Source organism: Allopontixanthobacter sediminis (assembly GCF_009828115.1).
GTDB classification, from domain to species: domain Bacteria; phylum Pseudomonadota; class Alphaproteobacteria; order Sphingomonadales; family Sphingomonadaceae; genus Allopontixanthobacter; species Allopontixanthobacter sediminis.
The window spans coordinates 995,939-1,015,632 of record NZ_WTYL01000001.1 but is presented as its reverse complement, the minus strand read 5'-3'; the positions used below and the strand labels follow the sequence as shown (position 1 = coordinate 1,015,632).

Genomic DNA, 19,694 nt, shown 5'->3' with positions numbered 1-19,694 from the left:
GAATACCCCGCCGCCTCTCTTTGTTCGTTTGCGAACGGAGGGGATTAGCCCTTCATCTCATCCGAAACTTCGTTGAACGTGGCGCCCAGCTGATCGCCGAGGCCCTGCATTGCGGTGATCGCAGCAACGGCGATCAGAGCGGCGATCAGGCCGTATTCGATTGCGGTAGCGCCGTCTTCGTTGCGGATCAGCTTGTTGATGAACTTCATGTGTATTCTCCTGGTTTGGTCTTCGTTACCCGGCCCGACCGAAACATTCGATACGGACGATTTTGGAGATAAGACGAAGGAATTTACAAATCCCTAATGCCGCACCCTTTTTATGCCGAAGCTTCTATCATCTTTGAGGAAATGTCGTTCCACATCGCGATAGTCACGTCGCCGAAACCCTGAATCGCGCCAAGCATGGCGAGAAAGACCAGGGCCAATATCAGACCGTATTCGACCGCGGTGGCCCCCGAAGCGTCGCACTCCAGTTTATTCAGGAATTGGCCCAACTTCATCATTTCACTTGTCCTACGGTCTTAATTGCCACTAATTCGCCGCCAAACGTTAAGAAAAGGTTTCGAAGGGCCTTGCACATGGAAAATAATCCGACATGGATTCCGGTTGTAGCGCTCGCTTTGCCGGAAACGGATGGGCGCTGGTTGATGCATTATCGTAGCGAAGAAAAACAACATGGGGGCCTATGGGAATTCCCTGGCGGAAAGGTCGAACTTGGCGAGAGGCCCGCGATTGCACTGGTTCGCGAGATCGCCGAGGAATTAGGAATTGGCCTTAATGCCGTGTCGCTCAAACCCGCAGGTTTTGCGGAAAGTTCCAGTGAATGTGACAGCCCGCAGATTGTCATAATGCTTTACACTAGTGCGCCTTGGGACCTTAGCCAGCTCTCGCAACCGCGAGCATTGGAAGGTGGCGCGGTGGGTTGGTTCACCCCATCCGAGATCGAACTGCTTGCTAAGCCCCCGCTCGATGTAGTCCTGGCTCGCCAGCTGTTCGGACGGCCAGCGTGACAGCCAACCGGACAAGTTACCTCATTTAGGCGGATTGGGGGCCGATAGGGGATTGCCAAGCGCCGACGCCCCCCTTATGTGCCGCCCTCCATCAGCGCCCGTAGCTCAGCTGGATAGAGTACTTGACTACGAATCAAGGGGTCGGAGGTTCGAATCCTTCCGGGCGCACCAAAATCTGAAAGGCCATCCTGCAGGGGTGGCCTTTTCGTTTTGAGGTCCCGCGCGGCCTAGTTTCGGAACCGTGCAGGACTTGGGCTGTTGGACGTGTGACACCTTACATGGAGAACCACATTGGCCGATGCAGCGGATATTTTCGATCGCCTTAAGCAGGATCACGACAAGCACAGGGAGTTGCTCGACAAACTTGCGGAAACGCACGGTGAGACGGACGAGCGCAAGGAACTGTTCGAAAAATTCACTCTGGAAGTGAAATCGCACGCCTCAGCCGAAGAACAGGCACTGTATTCGACAATGCTCCGCAAGCCGCCGACTACCGACGAAACCCGTCATTCGGTTGCCGAGCATCACGAACTCGAAGAAGCCATGAACGATCTGGCGGCGACCGACATGTCTTCGAGCGCATGGATGGCCAAGTTCAAACAACTGGACCACGATTACCGGCATCACATTGAAGAAGAGGAAGACGATCACTTTCCAGACTTCGCGAAGCATCTTACAGCCGAAGACACCCGCTACATGCGCGAGGTCTTCGATCGTCGGAAAGAAGACGAATATGACGATGCAGAGGTAACACCCGAAGCAAAAGACGACGCCAAAGAGTAAGTGCCACACGGGGGAGGAAACATGCAGGGAGACGCCGATCAAGCCGATGCGGTCGAGGATACCTCGGTCGAACCGGGTGTGTGGCGCTATGTCCGGGCAAGCCGCGCGACGGTGATTGTCGATGCGGAAAACTATTTCATGCACATGCAGCAGGCAATGCTGGCGGCACGCCAGCGGATTCTGATGGTCGGCTGGGATTTCGACACCCGAATCCACCTAGCAAGAGGTCGGCGGTGGTTCCAAAAGGGGTCGGATCGCACTTACCCCTCGCGGCTCGGCAGTTTCATCCTGTGGTTGAACCGGCATCGCAGCGGACTGGAAATCCGCATCCTGAAATGGAGTTACGGGGCCTTCAAATTCTTTTCCCGCGGATCGATGCTGCTCGATCTCATGCGGTGGTGGCGGCATAAACGGATCGATTTCAAATTCGACACCCATCACCCGGTAGGCGGCAGCCATCACCAGAAGATAGTCGTGATCGACGATCATGTTGCGGTCTGCGGCGGTATCGACATGACTACCGACCGGTGGGACACGCGTGAACACCGCGAGGAAGACCGTCGGCGCAAACGACCGCGCGGCAAGGTTTATGGGCCCTGGCACGATGCCACCATGATGATCGAAGGTGAGGCTGCTGCCGCGCTGGGGGATCTCGCGCGTGACCGCTGGTCGCGAGCGAAGGGGCCCCGGCTCGAACCGATCACGGCGGACGCGAAGAAGGAAAGTGCCTGGCCCGATAAACTCGAGGCACAATTCAAGGACGTGGAACTCGGCATTGCCCGCACCCGCGCCGAATATGACGGTGACCCGGCAATCGACGAAATCGCCGAACTGTTCGAGCGGCAGATCGCTTCGGCCAAGGACTATATCTACGCCGAGAGCCAATATTTCACTTCGCGCCGCATCGGGCAGGCGATTTGCAAGCGCCTGACAGAAGAAAACCCGCCGGAAATACTTATTGTCCATGCCGAACACGCCGAGGGTTGGCTAGAACAGCAGGCCATGGACTATGCCCGCGCGGAGCTGATACGGACCTTAGGTCATCTTGATGAAGCAGGGCGATTTGGACTTTACGTCCCTTATACTGGCGAGACACCGATATACGTCCACGCCAAAATCATGATTATCGATGATCGCATCCTGCGGATCGGGTCCGCGAACATGAACAACCGTTCGATGGGTCTGGATAGCGAATGCGATGTTTTTGTAGATTGCGAACGACCCGGAAACGATCATTGCCGGGACGAGGTTGCACGATTGCGGCATTCGCTTTTGGCGGAGCATTGCGGACTGGAGGTCGATGAAGTGCCAGGTCTGCTTGCCCGGCATGGCAGCATGGGGGCAATGGTCCGGGAATTGGGGACCAGCCGGAACCGCACGTTGCGGCGGTTCGAACTGCCGGAATTGAACGGGGTGCAGGAAACTCTGGCCGAATCTAGTATCCTGGATCCGGAAACACCCGATGAACTGTTCGAACCTTACGCCCATGGCGGAATGTTCCAGCAACACAGCTTGCTCGGCAGGATCCGAGACAAGGTGAAGAAAAGGAAAAAATAAAGTGAGCAGTCTGGTGGGGCCCGATGAAGATGTGGAACGCGGCAAGGCGCCGGTTCCACAAAATGTCCAGGATGCGATCCGCACCCTGATCGAATGGACCGGCGACGATCCGGACCGCGAGGGGCTGCGCGACACCCCCAAGCGGGTCGCGCGGGCGTGGAAGGAATACTGCCAGGGTTACGGGGAAGACCCGGCAATCCACCTCAGCCGGGTGTTTGAGGAAGTCGGCGGGTATGACGAAGTTGTCCTGCTACGCGACATACCCTTCCAGTCGCACTGCGAACACCACATGGCGCCGATCATCGGCAAGGCCGCGATCGCATATCTGCCGCGCAATCACGTAGTTGGAATTTCAAAGCTGGCCCGGGTGCTCCACGGTTTTGCCAGGCGCCTGCAAATCCAGGAACGACTGACCGCCGAAGTGGCACAGTGCATCTGGGATAACCTGCAACCGCACGGCGTCGCGGTGGTGATCGAAGCCAGCCATGCCTGCATGACCGCCCGCGGAGTTCGCACTCCGGGTGTCGGGATGGTCACCAGCCGGCTGATGGGCTGCTTCCTCGAAGACCAGAGAAGCCGCAAGGAAGTGCTAAGCCTGATGGGATACTGACCCCGCCCGCGTCACGAGCGCATAGGGCAAGCAAAAGGGGCGGGCGACTGATGTCGCACCGCCCCTTTTTCTATTCGTCCTGGACTTTACAGCTGGCCGAGCAGGTGTTCCGCGGAACTGACCGAGAAATCACCCGGCGCTTCGACATTGATCTGTTCGACGATACCGTCGTTGACCACCATCGAATAGCGCTGGCTGCGAGTGCCCATGCCAAAACCGTTGAAGTCGGCATCGAGGCCAAGGGCAGAAGCGAACTCTCCATTGCCGTCGGCCAGCATGGAAATGTCGCCGGCATCGTTGGACTTGCTCCAGGCGCCGAGCACAAACGCATCGTTGACCGACGTGCAGGCGACTTCATCGACACCGGCGGCTTTCAACTCGTCCATCTTTTCGATGTAGCCGGGCAGATGCTTGGCTGAACACGTCGGCGTGAAGGCGCCAGGTACTGCGAACAGCGCGACTTTCTTGCCCGCGAAAAACTCGGAGGATTGGACCGCTTCGGGCCCTTCCGGAGTCGCTTTGACCAGCTTGATGTCGGGAAGCTTGTCGCCAACTGAGATTGCCATGGGGTAATATCCTTTCGTGAAAACTGCGTTCTGGCACAGATATAGGGCGCCTCGGTGGCGGAGCAATGACAACATCATATAAAGATCGCTTTATATTTGCTTCAGGGGCCCTTGATCGCTACATGCGCCCCCAGATTGCCGTGCGTCCGCAACGGCGTGAATGGACACTTTCCAGGAGAATCCCCGTGGCCGCCGACAACATCGATTACATCATCAAGGACATCTCGCTTGCCGATTACGGCCGTGCTGAAATCCGCATCGCTGAAACCGAAATGCCCGGCCTGATGGCGCTGCGTGAAGAATTCGGGAACAGCAAGCCGCTGGCCGGCGCGCGGATCACCGGTTCACTGCACATGACCATCCAGACCGCGGTCCTGATCGAGACCCTGACCGCGCTGGGCGCGGAAGTCCGCTGGGCAACCTGCAACATCTTCTCGACGCAGGACCATGCTGCTGCGGCAATCGCAGCTTCGGGTGTTCCGGTGTTTGCCATCAAGGGTGAAAGCCTGGCCGATTACTGGGATTACGTCGGCAAGATCTTCGATTGGTGGACCCATGCCGATCCGGACCAGACCGCCAACATCATTCTCGACGATGGCGGCGATGCCACCATGTTCGCGTTGTGGGGCGCACGCTTGGAAGCGGGTGAAACCATGCCCGATCCGCAGAACGCCGAAGAAATCGAAATGCAGCGCGCGCTCAAGGCTTATGTGGCCAAGAACCCGGGCTACCTGACCAAATCGGTGAACAACATTCGCGGTGTTTCGGAAGAAACCACCACCGGCGTCCACCGTCTTTATCAGATCGCCAAACAGGGCAAACTGCCGTTCCCGGCGATCAACGTGAACGACAGCGTGACCAAATCGAAGTTCGACAATCTGTATGGCTGCCGTGAAAGCCTGGTCGACGCGATCCGCCGCGCCACCGACGTGATGCTGTCCGGCAAGGTCGCCTGCGTTGCCGGTTTCGGCGATGTTGGCAAGGGTTCGGCCGCGTCGCTGCGCCAGGGCGGCGCCCGGGTGATGGTGACCGAAGTCGATCCGATCTGCGCGCTGCAGGCCGCCATGGAAGGCTATGAAGTCGTAACCATGGAAGAAGCAGTGAAGCGCTGCGACATCTTCGTTACCGCGACTGGAAACGAAGACGTGATCACCGCCGAACACATGAAGGCGATGAAGAACATGGCCATCGTCTGCAACATCGGCCACTTCGACAGCGAAATCCAGATTGGCGCGCTCGACAATTACGACTGGACGCAGATCAAGGAAGGGACCGACATGGTCACCTTCCCGGACGGTAAACAGATCTTGATTCTCGCCAAGGGGCGCCTGGTTAATCTTGGCTGTGCGACCGGCCACCCGAGCTTTGTGATGAGCGCCAGCTTCACCAACCAGGTCCTGGCGCAGATCGAACTGTTCCTGCGTAACGACCAGTACGAAAACGACGTCTATGTGCTGCCCAAGCATCTCGACGAAAAGGTTGCCGCGCTCCATCTTGAAAAGCTTGGCGTCAAGCTGACCCAGATGAGCAAGAAGCAGGCCGATTACATCGGTGTACCGCAGGAAGGCCCCTTCAAGCCGGACCACTACCGGTACTAAAACCGGGCCCTGAAAAACAGGCGGCTCCGTCATCCGGCGGGGCCGCCTTTTTCTTGTGTGCTTTTGTTGGTCACTACCCTCTTGCGGCCATTGCATCATGGCCCTGCGCAGCATAGCTGAAACCCCATGGAATTATCCGCCACCGCGCTGGCCCTGATCGGTCTCTTGCTCGCCGCCTGGACTGCGGGCGCGGCATGGGTGATGATTGCCGCAGGGTCCAAATCGAAACAGGCCGAACAAAGCCGAAAAGCCGCACGCCGGATGGCCCGGATGATCGACGAAGCGCCGGCCATCCCGCTGCTGGTCCGCGCTGACGGCCGGATCGAGGGGTCGGAACGTCTCGCGGGCTGGCTCGGCATCGACAAGCTGCCCCAGTATCTCAGCGAACTGTCGGGGGAACGCAAGGATGGCTCACTCGCCGGCCTTTCTCCGGAACAACTGGCTGATCTCACCCAAAAGGTGCGCCACACCCAGCGCACAGCCGCCCCGTTCCGGCTCTCGCTGACCACCGCCGGTTCGCACCGCAGCCTGGCCTTGCGCGGCTACCTTGCCGACCCCCAGATATCGCCGGGTGGGGCAGCGCTCATCTGGGTGTTCGACTTCAGCGAAAGCGAAGGCGAGTTGGCCCAGCTCCGTGAAGACGCTGCGCGCGCGAAGGGCGATTTCTCCGCGTTGGTCGGCCTGATCGAAGCGGCTCCGATCCCGATGTGGTTCCGTGGTCCGGACAGCCGGTTGCGGCTGGTCAACAAGGCCTACGTCAAGGCGGTCGGCGCGCCCAGCGCCGATGTTACGGTCGAAAAGCAGCTCGAGCTGGTCGAACCCGTCGACGGACTTACCGCCGCCCAGATCGCGGCTCAGGCGGCTGAGCAGAACCAGTCGATCGAACGGATCGTCGCCACCACGATTGACGGACAGCGGCGTAGCCTGCGGGTTAGCGACCTGCCGCTTGGCAATGACGGGGTGGCCGGATACGCCGTCGATATCGAGGAAATGGAAGAACAGGCGCGCAGTTTTCGCGCGTTTCGCGACGCCCAGCGCTCCATGCTCGACCAGCTTTCCATCGGTGTCGCCCAGTTCGACGCGGAACGCAAGCTCACCTTCGCCAACCAACCGTTCCGCAGGATTTTCGGAATTGCCCCCAGTACGGTCGTTGTCGGCACCAGTTTTGAGCGCCTGTTGAGCGAGGCGCGCGAGCAGGGCCGGACACCCGAGGTTCGTGATTTCCCTGCGTGGCGCAAGGAACATGTCGAATGGTTCACCAGCGACGAAGCGCAGGAGGAGGCCTGGCCCCTGTCGGGCGGCACCCATGTGCGCATGGTCGCCCAGCCAATGCCCGATGGCGGGCTGGTGCTTATCGCCGAAGACCGCACGGAGCAACTCGCCCTTTCGGCCACTCGCGACACGCTGCTGCGCACCCGAACGGCAATTTTCGACAGTCTGTTCGAAGCGCTGGCAGTTGTCGCGCCCAATGGTACTCTGCAATTGTGGAACCGCAGCTTTGCCGGTGTCTGGGCGCTCGACCCGGAAATGCTCGACGGGCATCCGAATGCGGAAAAGATGCTGGAGGCGATCGCGCCCAACCTCGCCCGGCCAAAGCAGGCAAGGGCGATCGGCGAAGTCATCCGCGCCGCCACGCTCGACCGCAAGCGGACCGCCGGGCGGGTCCTGATGTCCGACGGCCGGACCCTGGAATTTGCCGGTGTTCCGCTGCCCGACGGCAACGGCCTCCTGACCACGCTCGATATTACCGATTCGCAAAAAGCCGAAGACGCGCTGCGCCAGCGGGCGGAAGCGCTGGAGGAAGCCGATGCGGTGAAAACCCGCTTCCTCGCCAATATGTCGTATGAATTCCGCACGCCGCTGACGACCATCGGCGGGTTTGCCGAATTGCTCGAGGCGGGCGTTGCCGGCGCCCTGACCGAACAGGGCCAGGAATATGTCGCCGCTATCCTGAACTCCGTCGAGCGGCTGACAGAGCAAGTCGAAAACGTCCTCGATCTTTCGCAGAGCGAGGCTGGCTTGCTCCCGATCGCGAAGGAACGGATCGAACTGCTCCCGTTCGTGACCAAGATTGTCCGCGAGCGCGAACAAGCGATCACCGATGCCGGCCTGACCCTTGATCTACGCGGAGGCGCCGGGGGCAAGCTGGAAGCGGATGCCCGGCAGCTTGGCAGGGCGATCGGCCATTTGCTCGACAACGCCATCGCTGCCACGCCGAAAGGCGGCCGCATCCTGGTCGATGTCGGCAAACCGAAGGGCATCACGCGCATCGTGGTATCGGACAACGGCCCCGGGATGGCGAAGGATGAATTGTCCCGCGCTCTCGATGGCCTCCGCGCAAGCGCCGACGGTACCGGTCTCGAACGCCGCCAGGGGCTCGGCATTCCGCTCGCCCGGCAGTTGATCGAAGCGCACGGCGGGACGCTCGAAATCATCTCGCGCAAGGGGGCGGGGACCAGCGCCACCATCCTGATCCCGTGACGATCCGGTTGCCCGATCTTGCCGCAATGGAAGAATACGGCGTGCGGATCGCGGCGCAGTTGCGGGCGGGGGACGTGGTTGCCCTGTCCGGAAGCGTTGGCGCGGGCAAGACCACTCTGGCGCGGGCGATCATCTCGGCACTCGGTTACTCCGCGGAAGTGCCCTCGCCAACATTCACGATAATCGAAACTTATGACCCGCCTGCGGTCCGCCTGCCGCTGGTACATGCCGATTTCTACCGGCTGGAGCGGGCCGGGGAAATCGACGAGATAGGCCTCGACGATTACCGCACCGGTGCCGCTTTGCTGGCGGAATGGCCGGAAAACGCCGGCGGCTTCGAATCCGAGCCGGGATGTCTCGCAATTTCGCTCGAAGTTGCGGAGGAAGGCCGGATTGCGATTGCCCGCGGCGGTACCGATTGGCTAGGGCGGATGCCATGAGCGAACTCCTACCCGCCGGTATCGATTCCTTCCTCGAAAATGCGGGTTGGGGCGGCGCTGCGATCGACCCGATTCCAGGCGACGCGTCCTTCCGCCGCTATTTCCGCATCGTCGGCGACGACCGCCGCGCCATGCTGATGTTTGCCCCGCCGCCAGAGGAAGATCCTGCGCCATTCCTTCACGTGGCGGAATGGCTCAACGAAAACGCCATGCGCGCGCCAAAAATTTTCGCCGAAGATGCAGCGCGGGGCTGGGTTCTGATCGAGGATTTCGGCGACGACCGAATGCGTGACTGGCTCGATGCCAACCCGCAGGGCGAAACCGGCGCCTATACCGAGGCGGTCGATGCCTTGGCGCGGCTTCACGCCAAGCCCGCCGGACCGTTCGCGCCGTATGATATGGAAGTCTACTCGCGCGAGGCGGCACTTCTGACCGAATGGTATTGTCCGGCGATGCATATCGACGCCGACGGTGACAGTTTTCTGCAGGCCTGGAACGCGGCGCTCGCACCCCTGCTGGCGAAGCCTGAAGGTCAGGTGACGGTGCTGCGCGATTATCATGCGGAGAACATCATGCTGCTGGACCCTGACGCGTCGGGGCATGGCGCGCAGGGCCTGCTCGATTTCCAGGACGCGCTTGTCGGCCATCCCGCCTACGATCTGGTGTCTCTGCTCCAGGACGCCCGGCGCGATGTCTCTGCCGATCTGGAGCGGCGGATGCTGGACCATTATCTGGCGCAGACCGGCGCGGATGAGGATTTCCTGGCGGATTACGCGCGGCTCGGTGCCCAACGGAACGCCAAGATCGTGGGCATCTTTGCACGCCTATGGAGGCGTGACGGGAAACCGCGTTACCTTTCCTACATTCCGCGGGTGTGGGAAGCGCTTGAGCGTGATCTGCGGCATCCTGCGCTCGCCCCCGTGTCCACATGGTTCGATGCCAATATCCCGCGACCGGTGCGCGACAATTTCGGCGGGGAAATCGCATGAGCGCGGGCCATTCGAACGGTTTGGTCTCGGACACTGCGATGGTCATGGCCGCCGGGCTCGGCAAGCGCATGCGCCCGCTCACTGCGTCGCAGCCCAAGCCGCTCGTCCGTGTCGCGGGGAAGCCGCTGATCGATCACGCGCTGGACCGGATGGCCGATGCCGGAGTGACCAGGGCGATGGTCAATGTCCACTATCTGGCAGACGCTCTTGAAGCGCATCTGGGGGAACGTCGGAGTCCCGCAATCACTATTTCCGACGAACGCGGCCAACTGCTGGAAACCGGCGGCGGAATGGTGAAGGCGCAGGGCCTTCTGCCCGATCCGTTTTTCTGCCTCAACGCCGACAACATCTGGCTCGACGGGCCGCGCGATGCCTTCCACGACCTGTCGAACCGTTGGAACCCGGACGAGATGGATGCGCTGCTGTTGATGGTGCCCCACGCGCGGGCGCTTAATTTCAGGGGCAAGGGCGACTTCCAGATGGACCCGGTCGGGCGTCTCACGCGCCGCCGTTCTGGCCGGATCGCGCCCTTCATTTATACCGGCATCCAGATTGTCTCGCACCGGTTGCTGAGGGAACCGCCGGAAGGGCCGTTTTCGACTAACATCCTGTGGGAACGCGCGATCGAGGAAGGTCGCCTGTTCGGCACCAGTTTCACCGGCCAATGGTTCGAAGTCGGGACGCCGCAGGCAATCCGTCCGACCGAAGAAGCCCTGAAACGTGGCTGACGGCCCCCGGAACCAACCACCTCACGTCTATTCCATCGCGGCGCACCGCGGATTTGCGGATGCCCTGGTCGCCGGACTGGTCCCGCGATATGCGCAGGACGATGTCGGCCTGGTCCGGCTGACACTGCTGCTCCCCAGCACCCGTGCCGTTCGCACTGTCAGCGAGGCGTTCATCCGCCATTTCGGTGCCGCTGGATTGGGCGGAATGCTGATGCCGCGCATGGCCGTGGTGGGTGACCTCGATCTCGACGAGACGCTTGGCAGTTTGCTCGATCCGCTCGGCGCTGCCGATATTCCTCGCAGCGTGGATCCGACGCGCCGCTGGCTGCGGCTGGCTGAATTGCTGCGAGAGGAACTCGGCAAGGACGCACCGCGGGGCAGCGCGCTGCTCCGCATGGCCCGCGATGTTGCCTCCGCGATGGACCGGCTGCTGGTCGAGGATATCGGTCCGGAAGAACTTCTGGGCGAGAACGTCCTTGGTTTGCGGCCCGATCTCGCAGTCCACTGGCAGGACAGCCTGCGCACCTTCGCCCGGGTCCAGCTGCGTTGGCTTGCGGAACTGACGGCGGCCGGGGAACTGGACGCTGCCGCGCGCCGCAACCGCCTGTTCGATTTTGCCGCCCAGCGTTGGAAAGCGCAGCCGCCCGCCACTCCGATCGTCGCGGCCGGGGTCACCAGTGCGGCGCCGGCGCTTGCGCGGCTGCTGCGGGTGGTGTCGGAATTGCCACAAGGCGCGGTGATCCTGCCCGATCTCGACCTGGCGATGGCCGATGCGGTGTGGGCCGAGCTTGGCACCGCCGGCGCACCGGAACAGGCCGGCGATCCGCCGTTCACGCGCGGCGACGCCGTGACCCACCCGCAATATCATCTCAAGCTGTTGCTCAACCGGATGGGCATCGCGCGCGGTGAAGTTCGCCAATGGCACCGCAAGGGGCTGACTGCGGCTTCACCTGACCGGACATACGCGATTTCTTCGCTGTTCCTGCCGCCCGAAGCCAGCAAGGGCTGGGCGGACCTGGAAGCGGACAAGCGCCGCTTGTCCGGCGTCCGCCTGATGGAAACCGCGGGTCCCGAAGAAGAAGCACAGGCCATCGCGCTGCTGGTGCGTGAGGCGGTCGAGGAGCCGGCGAAGCGCGTCAATGTCATCACCCCGGACCGCGGGCTAGCCCGGCGTATCGTCCAGCATTTGCGGCGCTGGAACATCACTGCGGACGATTCCGCTGGCCGCCCGCTTAGTGATACGCCGGCGGGCCGCCTGTTCCTGCTGCTGGCAGAGGCCGCGTCGGAGAATGTTCCGCCAGTGCCGTTGATGGCGCTGCTCCAGCATCCGCTGGTGCATCTCGGGGAAGAACGGCGCGAATGGCTGGCCAATGTCCGCGCTCTGGAGCTTAAACTGCGCGGTCCGCGCCCGGCACCGGGACTTGCACCGCTGGCGCCGATAGCGGCCAAGGCAAAGGTCGAGGAGTGGTGGCACGGCGTCGAGGTGACCCTTGCGCCACTGGTGGCGGACCGGGGCGACCGGCCATTCGCGGACCGGCTCGACGCGCTGTCCGCCGCTGCGGAAAGTTTGTGCGGCGATGCGATCTGGTCGCGCGAAGATGGCCGTGCGCTGGCCTCGCTCATCGAAGAGCTCAGGCTCCATGCCCGCGATGTCGGCACCGTCATCGATCTGCGCGAACTGCACACGGTTCTGCAGGACGCTATGGAACTGGTCGCGGTCCGTCCGCCCTATGGCGGGCATCCACGGGTTGCCATCTACGGCCTGCTCGAATCGCGGATGAGCCGCGCGGACCTGGTGATTTGTGCCGGGCTAAACGAAGGCAGCTGGCCTGCCGCGCCCGCCCCCGACCCCTTGCTGGCTGCGCCCGTGCTGCGCGCGCTGGGCGTACCCGGCGCCGATTTCCGGATTGGCCTGTCAGCGCATGACCTCGCCGGAGCGCTCGGCGCACCGGAAGTCGTGCTAAGTAGGGCGCGGCGCGATACCGCCGGTCCGGCGATCCCTTCGCGCTTCCTGCTGCGGGTGCAGGCTTTGCTCGGCACCGACCTGCTTCCCCGGCACCAACTGACCCACATCAAGGACCTGGCCGCAGCGCTCGATTATGCCGAGCCGCCCAAGCTTTACGAACGCCCGCAGCCGCGGCCCTCGGCAGAGCAGCGGCGGGTGCAGATCAGCGTGACCGCACTCGACCGGCTGCGCTCCGACCCGTATCAGTTCTACGCCGCGAGCATCCTGCGCCTGTCGGAGCTGGAGCCACTCGATGCCGATCCGTCAGCCGCCTGGCGCGGAACTGCGGCGCACGAAATCCTTGAGCAATGGCACAAGAGTGGGCGTCCGATGCAGGAAGTCGCGGCGGAGGTGTTGCAGCAGATGAACGCGCATCCGTTGATGCGCGCGTTGTGGCGGCCCCGCCTGCTGGAGGCGCTTAAATGGGCCGAGCAGACAATCGCCGCATTCGACGGACGGACTCCCGTGCTGTTTGAAAAATCGGGCCGGATGGAAATCAAGGGCATCACCATCAAGGGCAAGGCGGACCGGATCGACGCGCTTGAAGACGGGGGGCTGGCGATAGTCGATTACAAGACCGGCAAATCGCCGAGCGGCCCACAGGTCGCGAAAGGATTTGCGCTGCAACTCGGGACGATCGGCTTGATCGCGGAGCGAGGCGGCTTTGAGGGCATCGAGGGCGAGGCGCGGAAATTCGAATATTGGTCGCTTAGCAGAAGGCCGAGTGGCGAAGAAGGTTTTGGCTACGTTGCAAGTCCGGTGAAGGACGGCGGAAAGCGGAACAAGATCGACCCGCTCGACTTCCTGCCGATGGCCGAGGATATGCTGCACGACGCGCTGGACCGCTGGATATTGGGCGACGAGCCGTTCATCGCTAGGCTCAATCCGGACGCGGTGAGCTACAACACATATGACCAGTTGATGCGGCTCGATGAATGGATGGGACGGGAAGAATGAGCGGCAAGACACTGGTCTATCCGCTCAGCGGCAACCAGGCGCAGGCGGTCGATCCGGCGGACAGTGTGTGGCTGTCTGCGTCCGCGGGCACCGGCAAGACCCAGGTCCTGTCCGCGAGGGTGCTGCGACTGCTGCTGAAGCCCGACGTCGATCCCGCGCAAATCCTGAGCCTGACTTTCACCAAGGCCGGTGCGGCTGAAATGGCCACCCGCGTCAACGAAGTTCTCGCCAGCTGGGTGCGGATGGACAGCACCGCGCTTGCCAGCGATCTCAAGGCGATCGGCGAAGGGGTGGACGAGGCGACCCTGTCGCGCGCACGGACCCTGTTCGCCAGTGTGCTCGACAGCCCCGGCGGGGGGCTCAGGATTGATACGATCCATGCTTTTTCGCAGTGGTTGCTGGCCGCGTTTCCGGCGGAAGCGGGGCTGACCCCCGGCACTCGCCCGATGGAAGACCGCGACCGCGACCTGCTGGCGCATGAAGTGCTGGCCGCGATGCTGGTAGATTGGGAAGAATGCCGCGAAGATGCGCTGATCGGCGCGCTCGAAATGCTGAGCATCCGGCTCGGCCCCGACGGCGTTCGCGCATGGCTGATGCGCTGCGCCGATGCGCGTGAGGCATGGTTCGGGCCTGGTAGCTGGCAGGAACCGTTGGAAGACAACGTGCGGCGAATGCTGGGGCTGGCTGCCGACACAGGTCCGGCCAGTCTGGCGGCGCTGTGCGGCGATAATGTTTTCGATGTCGGTGGACTCAGGCGCTGTTTGGCAACGCTCGAACTTTGGAAAGCAAAAACCGGGCAGGAAGGCGCGGAAGCTATCCGGCTTTGGTTATCCCTCGATCCACATGAGCGAGCGAAGAACGTCGAAGGCTTCTTCGGAACAATCTTGAACAAAGATGGGGTGGACAAAAAGGTCATTGCGAACCGTGATGCCGATTACTCAGAATATATGGAAGGCGTTCGCCAGTCCGTTCTGGCATTCCGAGAACATAAAACCCTTCTTGAGCTCGTCGATTTCCTGACCCCGGCGCTGCTGGTCGGGCGGCGTTTCGCGCTTCGGTGGGAAGAGGCGAAGGCCCGCGAGGGTTTCATCGATTTCGACGATCAGATCCGTCAGGCGGCGGCGCTGCTGTCAAAATCCGACCTTTCGGAATGGATACGCTATAAACTGGACCGGCGTTTCGATCACATCCTGATCGACGAAGCGCAGGACACTAACGAAGCGCAGTGGTCGATCATCACCGCATTGACGGGCGATTTCTTCACGGGGATGGGCCAGCGGGAGAACAAGCTGCGAACCATTTTCGTGGTCGGCGATTACAAGCAGGCGATCTTCGGTTTCCAAGGCACGAGCCCGAAGAATTTTTCGAGCAATCGTGATCGCTTCGCGCGGTTAATGGGGGAGGCGCGGGCCAATGCGTCCGAACTTCGCGAACCCACCAACGTTCGCGAATTGCTGAACATCGGCCTCGGTCGCTCTTACCGGACAGCGCAGCCGGTGCTCGATTTCGTCGACCGTGCGATCCAAGCCATCGGTCATGAGCAGTTCGGACTGTCGGAACAGCCGGAGCCGCACCGCGGTGACGCTCGGCCGGGTGAGGTGGTGTTGTGGAAACCGGTCGATGCGCAGCAAGGCGATGCGGCGGGCGATGACGATCCGGGGGAGGGGCCGGAGACGTGGGTCTCGGAACCCGAGCGCCGGATGGCTGACCGGATTGCTGCGCAAATCCGCCTCTGGCTGAAAGACGGATATCCGCTCGTCAAAGGTCACCCGAAAAATCCGGCGCGAAACGCGGGGCCGGGCGATATCATGGTGCTGGTACGCAAGCGGCGGGAATTGGCGGGGCTGATCGTGGCGCGGCTGTACGCGGCGGGTGTTCCGGTTGCCGGGGTGGACCGGCTGCGGCTCGGGGCGCCGCTGGCGGTCAAGGACCTGATGGCGGGATTACGCTTCGCGGTCCAACCGCTGGACGATCTCAGCCTTGCCAATTGGCTCGTTTCTCCACTGGGCGGATGGAGCCAGGATAATCTTCTCGAACATGGTCACCGGCCTAAAGGTACGAAGCTGTGGGACCATCTGCGCAGCAGCGAAGATCCTCTGGTTGCCGAAACTTGCGAGCGGCTGCGCGATCTGCTGCGGCTGGCGGACTATGAATTGCCGCAGGCATTGCTGCACTGGATGCTGACCGGTCCGTGGCAGGGACGGCGGCGGCTGATTGCGCGTCTGGGCCGCGACGCCAACGATCCGATCGACGAATTGCTCAACGCCGCGGCCAATTACGCCTCAGCGCATACCGCCAGCCTGCAAGGATTCATCCAGTGGTTCGACGCAGGTGAGGGCGAGCTGAAACGCGATGCGGGTGCCAGCGAAGGGCTGGTCCGAGTAATGACCGTTCACGGTTCGAAAGGATTGCAGGCCCCGCTCGTGATTTTGGCCGATGCCACGGGTAATCCCGACACGTCACTGGTTCGCAGCCTTTCGCTAAAGGAGGGTGATCGCGCCATCCCCCTCCCGCCGCTGCGCCGTGCGGAGGAAGTCGGGCCCATCGCAGCGGCCAAGCAATTGGCAGCGTCGAACGAACGGGAAGAACATTGGCGGCTGCTTTATGTCGCGATGACCCGTGCGGAAGAAGCGCTGTTTGTCGGCGGAGCGCTGGGCAAAAGAGAAGACGTCCCGGCGCCGGATAGCTGGTACGCGCGGCTCGAGCCCCTTTGCCTAGGCGACGCGGAACCCGATCCGGTGTGGGGTACCCGCAAGACATGTGGCAAACGGCCCGACCCGGTGTCCACGGACCGGACCGACATCACCGCTGCCCACGCCGAATTGCTGGGCTGGGCGGTGACGCCGATCGGACCGGAACCGCGGCCACCGCGCCCTCTCGCGCCATCGTCTGCCGGCGGTGAACAGGATGCCGACCCGCCGTTGCCGCCGGAGATCGCCCGCGATGCGGCACGGCGCGGGGTGCTGATCCACAGCCTGCTCGAACGGTTGCCCGATGTTGCTGCCGAAAATCGCGAGCAAGCTGCGCGGGCATGGCTGGCGCGCCAAGCCCGCGAATTGGCCGATCCCGTGCGGGAGGAGATGCTCCAGTCCGCGCTCACGGTTCTGGCAACGCCCGAATTTGCGGATATCTTCTCTCCTGCGGCTCTTGCGGAGGTGCCGCTGGCCGCCATTGTCGAGGGGCAGGTCATCGCAGGGACTGCCGACCGATTGCTGGTAACTGACGAAAGCGTGACCGTCATCGATTTCAAGACTGCCCGCCGCCCGCCTGCCGGTATCGATGATGTTCCGCGATCAACCTTGCAGCAGTTGGGCGCCTATGCTGCGGCGTTGGCCGAGATCTACCCGGGCAAGGCCGTCAACGTCGCGGTGCTTTATACCCAGACCCCGCTGCTTGTGCCGATCCCGGCGGACCTACTCGCGCAATACAAACCCCGGTTGGCCCCCGCGCAGGAAAGCTTTTCCGCTTCCCTGCTTGAGTGAAACGGCAGAGCACCTAAGTTACAGATAATCGATAAGGAGATACATCATGGCGACAATCAACGTCACCGACGACAGTTTCAAGGCCGACGTCCTCGAATCCAGCAAGCCCGTGCTGGTCGATTTCTGGGCCGAGTGGTGCGGCCCGTGCAAGATGATCGGACCGGCACTGGAAGAAATCAGCGACGAATTGGCCGACCAGGTGACGATCGCCAAGATGGACATCATGGAAAACACCGGCATTCCGGGTGAAATCGGGGTTCAGTCGATCCCGCTGATGGTGCTGTTCAAGGACGGCAAGGCCGTTGCCCAGAAACTTGGCGCTGCACCTAAGGGCCAACTCAAGAGCTGGCTCGAAGGCGAACTTTAAGCGGGGCTCGGCGGCATCCGGTCCAGCCGGGTTGCCAGTTCATCGAACAATTGCGGCGTGGCTGCACCGATAAGACCGGTGCGGCCATGTTCGTCTACGCGGTAGGGCGAACCGTCCATCCGGGCGACCTTGCCGCCAGCTTCGTTAAGCCACAACGCGCCCGCCGCATGATCCCACGGTAACGTCCGTTCGAAAATTGAAACGTCGTTGGCTCCAAGCGCGAGACGAGGATATTGCTCCGCGGCGCAGCGCGGGATGTCGACCATGGTGTAATGCGGCGCTATGTGGTCCTTAACCGCCTGACGCTTTTCCAGATCCATGAACTGCGTTGAGATGGCGGCCACCGGCATGGCGGCGTCGCTGGCTTGTGTCATGTGCCGTTCGCCATTGATGTACGCACCCTTTCCGCGGTGGGCGGTGCAGAGGCGGTCGGTCAAGGGGTCATAAATCCAGCCGGTATGTGCTTCTCCGTTCGACGCCATTGCAATCAGGACGCCGAACGGCGGCCGGCCATGGGCGAAATTGTTCGTCCCGTCGATCGGATCGACAATCCAGCAATCCCTGGAAAGTCGGTCGAACACCGATGGATCGGCATACGCCGCTTCCTCGCCGACAATCGGCAACCCCGGGATGATCCGTGCTAGCCCTTCCGCGAGCATCTCTTCGGATAAGCGGTCTGCGACCGTGACCAGATCGTCCGGGGACTTTTCCTCCACCTGATCTGAGGTAAGGCTCTGGTAATGCGGCAGGATGACCTTCTGCGACACCTCTCGCAGCAGCGTGTGGAGTTCCCCGTGAAAGGCGGTGATGTCGCTCACGAACGGTAATCCGCATTGATGTCGATGTAGCCGTGGGTCAGGTCGCAGGTCCACACCGTGGCGCGGCCCTGACCTAGGCCGAGATCGACTCCGATGGAGATTTCCTGTCCCTTCAGATGCGCGGCAATCGGGGCTTCGTCGTAGGAATCGACCGCGAGACCGGCCTGCGCGACCCATTTGTCGGCGAAGCGGATCGCCAGTCTGTCCCGGTCGGCCGGTTCCCCGGCCTTGCCGACGGCCATCACGACCCGGCCCCAATTGGCGTCTTCTCCCGCGATGGCCGTTTTGACCAACGGCGAATTGGCGATCGACATCCCGACAGTATGGGCGCTCGCATCGGAGACTGCCCCGGTTACTTCGATTTCGATGAACTTGCGGGCGCCTTCGCCGTCCCGCACGACCAGGTGTGCAAGTTGGCGGCAGACATCGTGGAGCGCGGCGGCAAATGCGTCCGCGCCGGCATCTTCGAAACTGGTCAGCGTTGCGTTGCCAGCCTTGCCCGTCGCGAATGCCAGCACCGTGTCACTGGTGGAGGTGTCGCTATCCACCGTGATGCAGGAAAAAGTCTGCACATTGCTGGCACTCAGCAGCTGCTGCAGGAATTCAGGGGCCACTGCAGCATCGGTGAATATATAGCCGAGCATGGTCGCCATATCGGGCGCGATCATGCCGCTGCCCTTGATGATCGCGGCAAGTTCGACCCGCTTGCCGCCGACCATCGCGGACGCTGTCGCCCCCTTTGCGAAGGTATCGGTCGTGGCGATGGTGTTGGCGGCATCTTCCCAGTTGCACGGTGCGGACTGCAGCGCGGCGGCGATCCCGGCCTGCGCCTTGTCCTTGGGCAGGGGCACCCCGATCACTCCGGTGGAGGAAACGAAAACCTCGCTCGGATCGCAGCCGAGATGGTCCGATACCTGCGCCATGATCTGTTCGACGGCCTCGCGCCCGCGATGTCCGGTAAAGGCGTTGGCGTTGCCCGCATTGACCACTAGCGCCCGCGCTGTGCCGGACTTGACCTGTTCGCGGCCCATTTCCACTTCGGTAGAGGGGCACGCGCTGCGAGTGAACACGCCCGCCACGCTGGTTCCTTCCGCCAGTTCGACATACGTCAGGTCGGCCCTGTCCCAATCCTTGTACCGCGCCCGCGCAGCGCGCAACGTGACGCCATCGATGGCGGGCATATCGGGAAAGGGCAGGGCGAGCGGAGAGCGGCTGAGGTCCATTCCGGTGCGTCTACTGCGGCAACGCTGCGACGTAAATCTGTTTGCGAGTGGACTAATTAACCCGGGCTCACTATGTGT

The 19,694-nt window shown here is 62.1% G+C and carries 17 protein-coding genes and 1 tRNA gene; 13 read left to right on the top strand and 5 right to left on the bottom strand.

Annotated elements, in window-relative coordinates:
- Positions 1–44: 44 nt before the first annotated feature.
- Positions 45–209 (bottom strand): Flp family type IVb pilin, encoded by a 165-nt coding sequence (locus tag GRI65_RS05065; RefSeq protein WP_160755394.1) that lies wholly within the window; start codon positions 207–209, stop codon positions 45–47.
- Positions 210–319: 110 nt separating this feature from the next.
- Complete coding sequence (locus tag GRI65_RS05060) at positions 320–502, bottom strand: Flp family type IVb pilin (protein ID WP_160755616.1); 183 nt, start codon at positions 500–502, stop codon at positions 320–322.
- Positions 503–580: 78 nt separating this feature from the next.
- Here GRI65_RS05060 and GRI65_RS05055 point away from each other — a divergent pair, with 78 nt between their 5' ends.
- The 5 genes from GRI65_RS05055 to folE all read left to right on the top strand — a co-directional run bounded on the left by GRI65_RS05055 (position 581) and on the right by folE (position 3,962).
- The gene (locus GRI65_RS05055; protein WP_160755393.1) at positions 581–1,012 is read left to right on the top strand and encodes an NUDIX domain-containing protein; all 432 of its coding nucleotides are present in this window, start codon (positions 581–583) and stop codon (positions 1,010–1,012) included.
- A gap of 94 nt (positions 1,013–1,106) precedes the next feature.
- Positions 1,107–1,183, top strand: a tRNA-Arg gene (locus tag GRI65_RS05050).
- 120 nt (positions 1,184–1,303) lie between these two features.
- A complete protein-coding gene (locus GRI65_RS05045; RefSeq protein ID WP_160755392.1) occupies positions 1,304–1,795 on the top strand; it encodes a hemerythrin domain-containing protein in 492 nt (163 codons plus the stop codon).
- A gap of 21 nt (positions 1,796–1,816) precedes the next feature.
- The gene (locus tag GRI65_RS05040) at positions 1,817–3,352 is read left to right on the top strand and encodes a phospholipase D-like domain-containing protein (protein ID WP_160755391.1); all 1,536 of its coding nucleotides are present in this window, start codon (positions 1,817–1,819) and stop codon (positions 3,350–3,352) included.
- 1 nt (position 3,353) lies between these two features.
- Positions 3,354–3,962, top strand: a complete 609-nt coding sequence (gene folE / locus GRI65_RS05035) for a GTP cyclohydrolase I FolE (RefSeq protein WP_160755390.1) — start codon at positions 3,354–3,356, stop codon at positions 3,960–3,962.
- Between the two features lie 86 nt (positions 3,963–4,048).
- Here the strand turns inward: folE and GRI65_RS05030 are convergent, their stop codons facing one another.
- Positions 4,049–4,528 (bottom strand): peroxiredoxin, encoded by a 480-nt coding sequence (locus GRI65_RS05030; protein ID WP_160755389.1) that lies wholly within the window; start codon positions 4,526–4,528, stop codon positions 4,049–4,051.
- Between the two features lie 185 nt (positions 4,529–4,713).
- On the opposite strand from GRI65_RS05030, the gene ahcY reads away from it, so the two are divergent.
- The 8 genes from ahcY to trxA all read left to right on the top strand — a co-directional run bounded on the left by ahcY (position 4,714) and on the right by trxA (position 17,575).
- Positions 4,714–6,126 carry an adenosylhomocysteinase gene (gene ahcY / locus GRI65_RS05025; RefSeq protein ID WP_332872599.1) on the top strand — a complete coding sequence of 471 codons (1,413 nt, stop codon included), beginning with the start codon at positions 4,714–4,716 and terminating at the stop codon, positions 6,124–6,126.
- Between the two features lie 126 nt (positions 6,127–6,252).
- Positions 6,253–8,607, top strand: a complete 2,355-nt coding sequence (locus GRI65_RS05020) for a PAS domain-containing sensor histidine kinase (protein ID WP_160755387.1) — start codon at positions 6,253–6,255, stop codon at positions 8,605–8,607.
- Complete coding sequence (gene tsaE, locus GRI65_RS05015; protein WP_160755386.1) at positions 8,604–9,047, top strand: tRNA (adenosine(37)-N6)-threonylcarbamoyltransferase complex ATPase subunit type 1 TsaE; 444 nt, start codon at positions 8,604–8,606, stop codon at positions 9,045–9,047. The genes GRI65_RS05020 and tsaE overlap by 4 nt, the downstream gene beginning before the upstream one ends.
- The gene (locus GRI65_RS05010; protein WP_160755385.1) at positions 9,044–10,036 is read left to right on the top strand and encodes an aminoglycoside phosphotransferase family protein; all 993 of its coding nucleotides are present in this window, start codon (positions 9,044–9,046) and stop codon (positions 10,034–10,036) included. The genes tsaE and GRI65_RS05010 overlap by 4 nt, the downstream gene beginning before the upstream one ends.
- The gene (locus tag GRI65_RS05005) at positions 10,033–10,764 is read left to right on the top strand and encodes a nucleotidyltransferase family protein (protein WP_160755384.1); all 732 of its coding nucleotides are present in this window, start codon (positions 10,033–10,035) and stop codon (positions 10,762–10,764) included. The genes GRI65_RS05010 and GRI65_RS05005 overlap by 4 nt, the downstream gene beginning before the upstream one ends.
- Positions 10,757–13,726 carry a PD-(D/E)XK nuclease family protein gene (locus tag GRI65_RS05000; protein WP_160755383.1) on the top strand — a complete coding sequence of 990 codons (2,970 nt, stop codon included), beginning with the start codon at positions 10,757–10,759 and terminating at the stop codon, positions 13,724–13,726. The genes GRI65_RS05005 and GRI65_RS05000 overlap by 8 nt, the downstream gene beginning before the upstream one ends.
- Positions 13,723–17,208, top strand: coding sequence for a double-strand break repair helicase AddA (gene addA, locus GRI65_RS04995; protein ID WP_160755382.1), 3,486 nt, complete (start codon positions 13,723–13,725; stop codon positions 17,206–17,208). The genes GRI65_RS05000 and addA overlap by 4 nt, the downstream gene beginning before the upstream one ends.
- A 46-nt stretch (positions 17,209–17,254) precedes the next feature.
- Complete coding sequence (gene trxA, locus GRI65_RS04990; RefSeq protein WP_160755381.1) at positions 17,255–17,575, top strand: thioredoxin; 321 nt, start codon at positions 17,255–17,257, stop codon at positions 17,573–17,575.
- Here the strand turns inward: trxA and GRI65_RS04985 are convergent.
- Positions 17,572–18,384: an inositol monophosphatase family protein gene (locus GRI65_RS04985; RefSeq protein WP_160755615.1), complete on the bottom strand. Its 813-nt coding sequence runs from the start codon at positions 18,382–18,384 to the stop codon at positions 17,572–17,574. The genes trxA and GRI65_RS04985 overlap by 4 nt on opposite strands.
- Positions 18,385–18,389: 5 nt before the next feature.
- Positions 18,390–19,616, bottom strand: coding sequence for a bifunctional glutamate N-acetyltransferase/amino-acid acetyltransferase ArgJ (gene argJ, locus GRI65_RS04980; RefSeq protein WP_160755380.1), 1,227 nt, complete (start codon positions 19,614–19,616; stop codon positions 18,390–18,392).
- Positions 19,617–19,694: the final 78 nt, after the last annotated feature.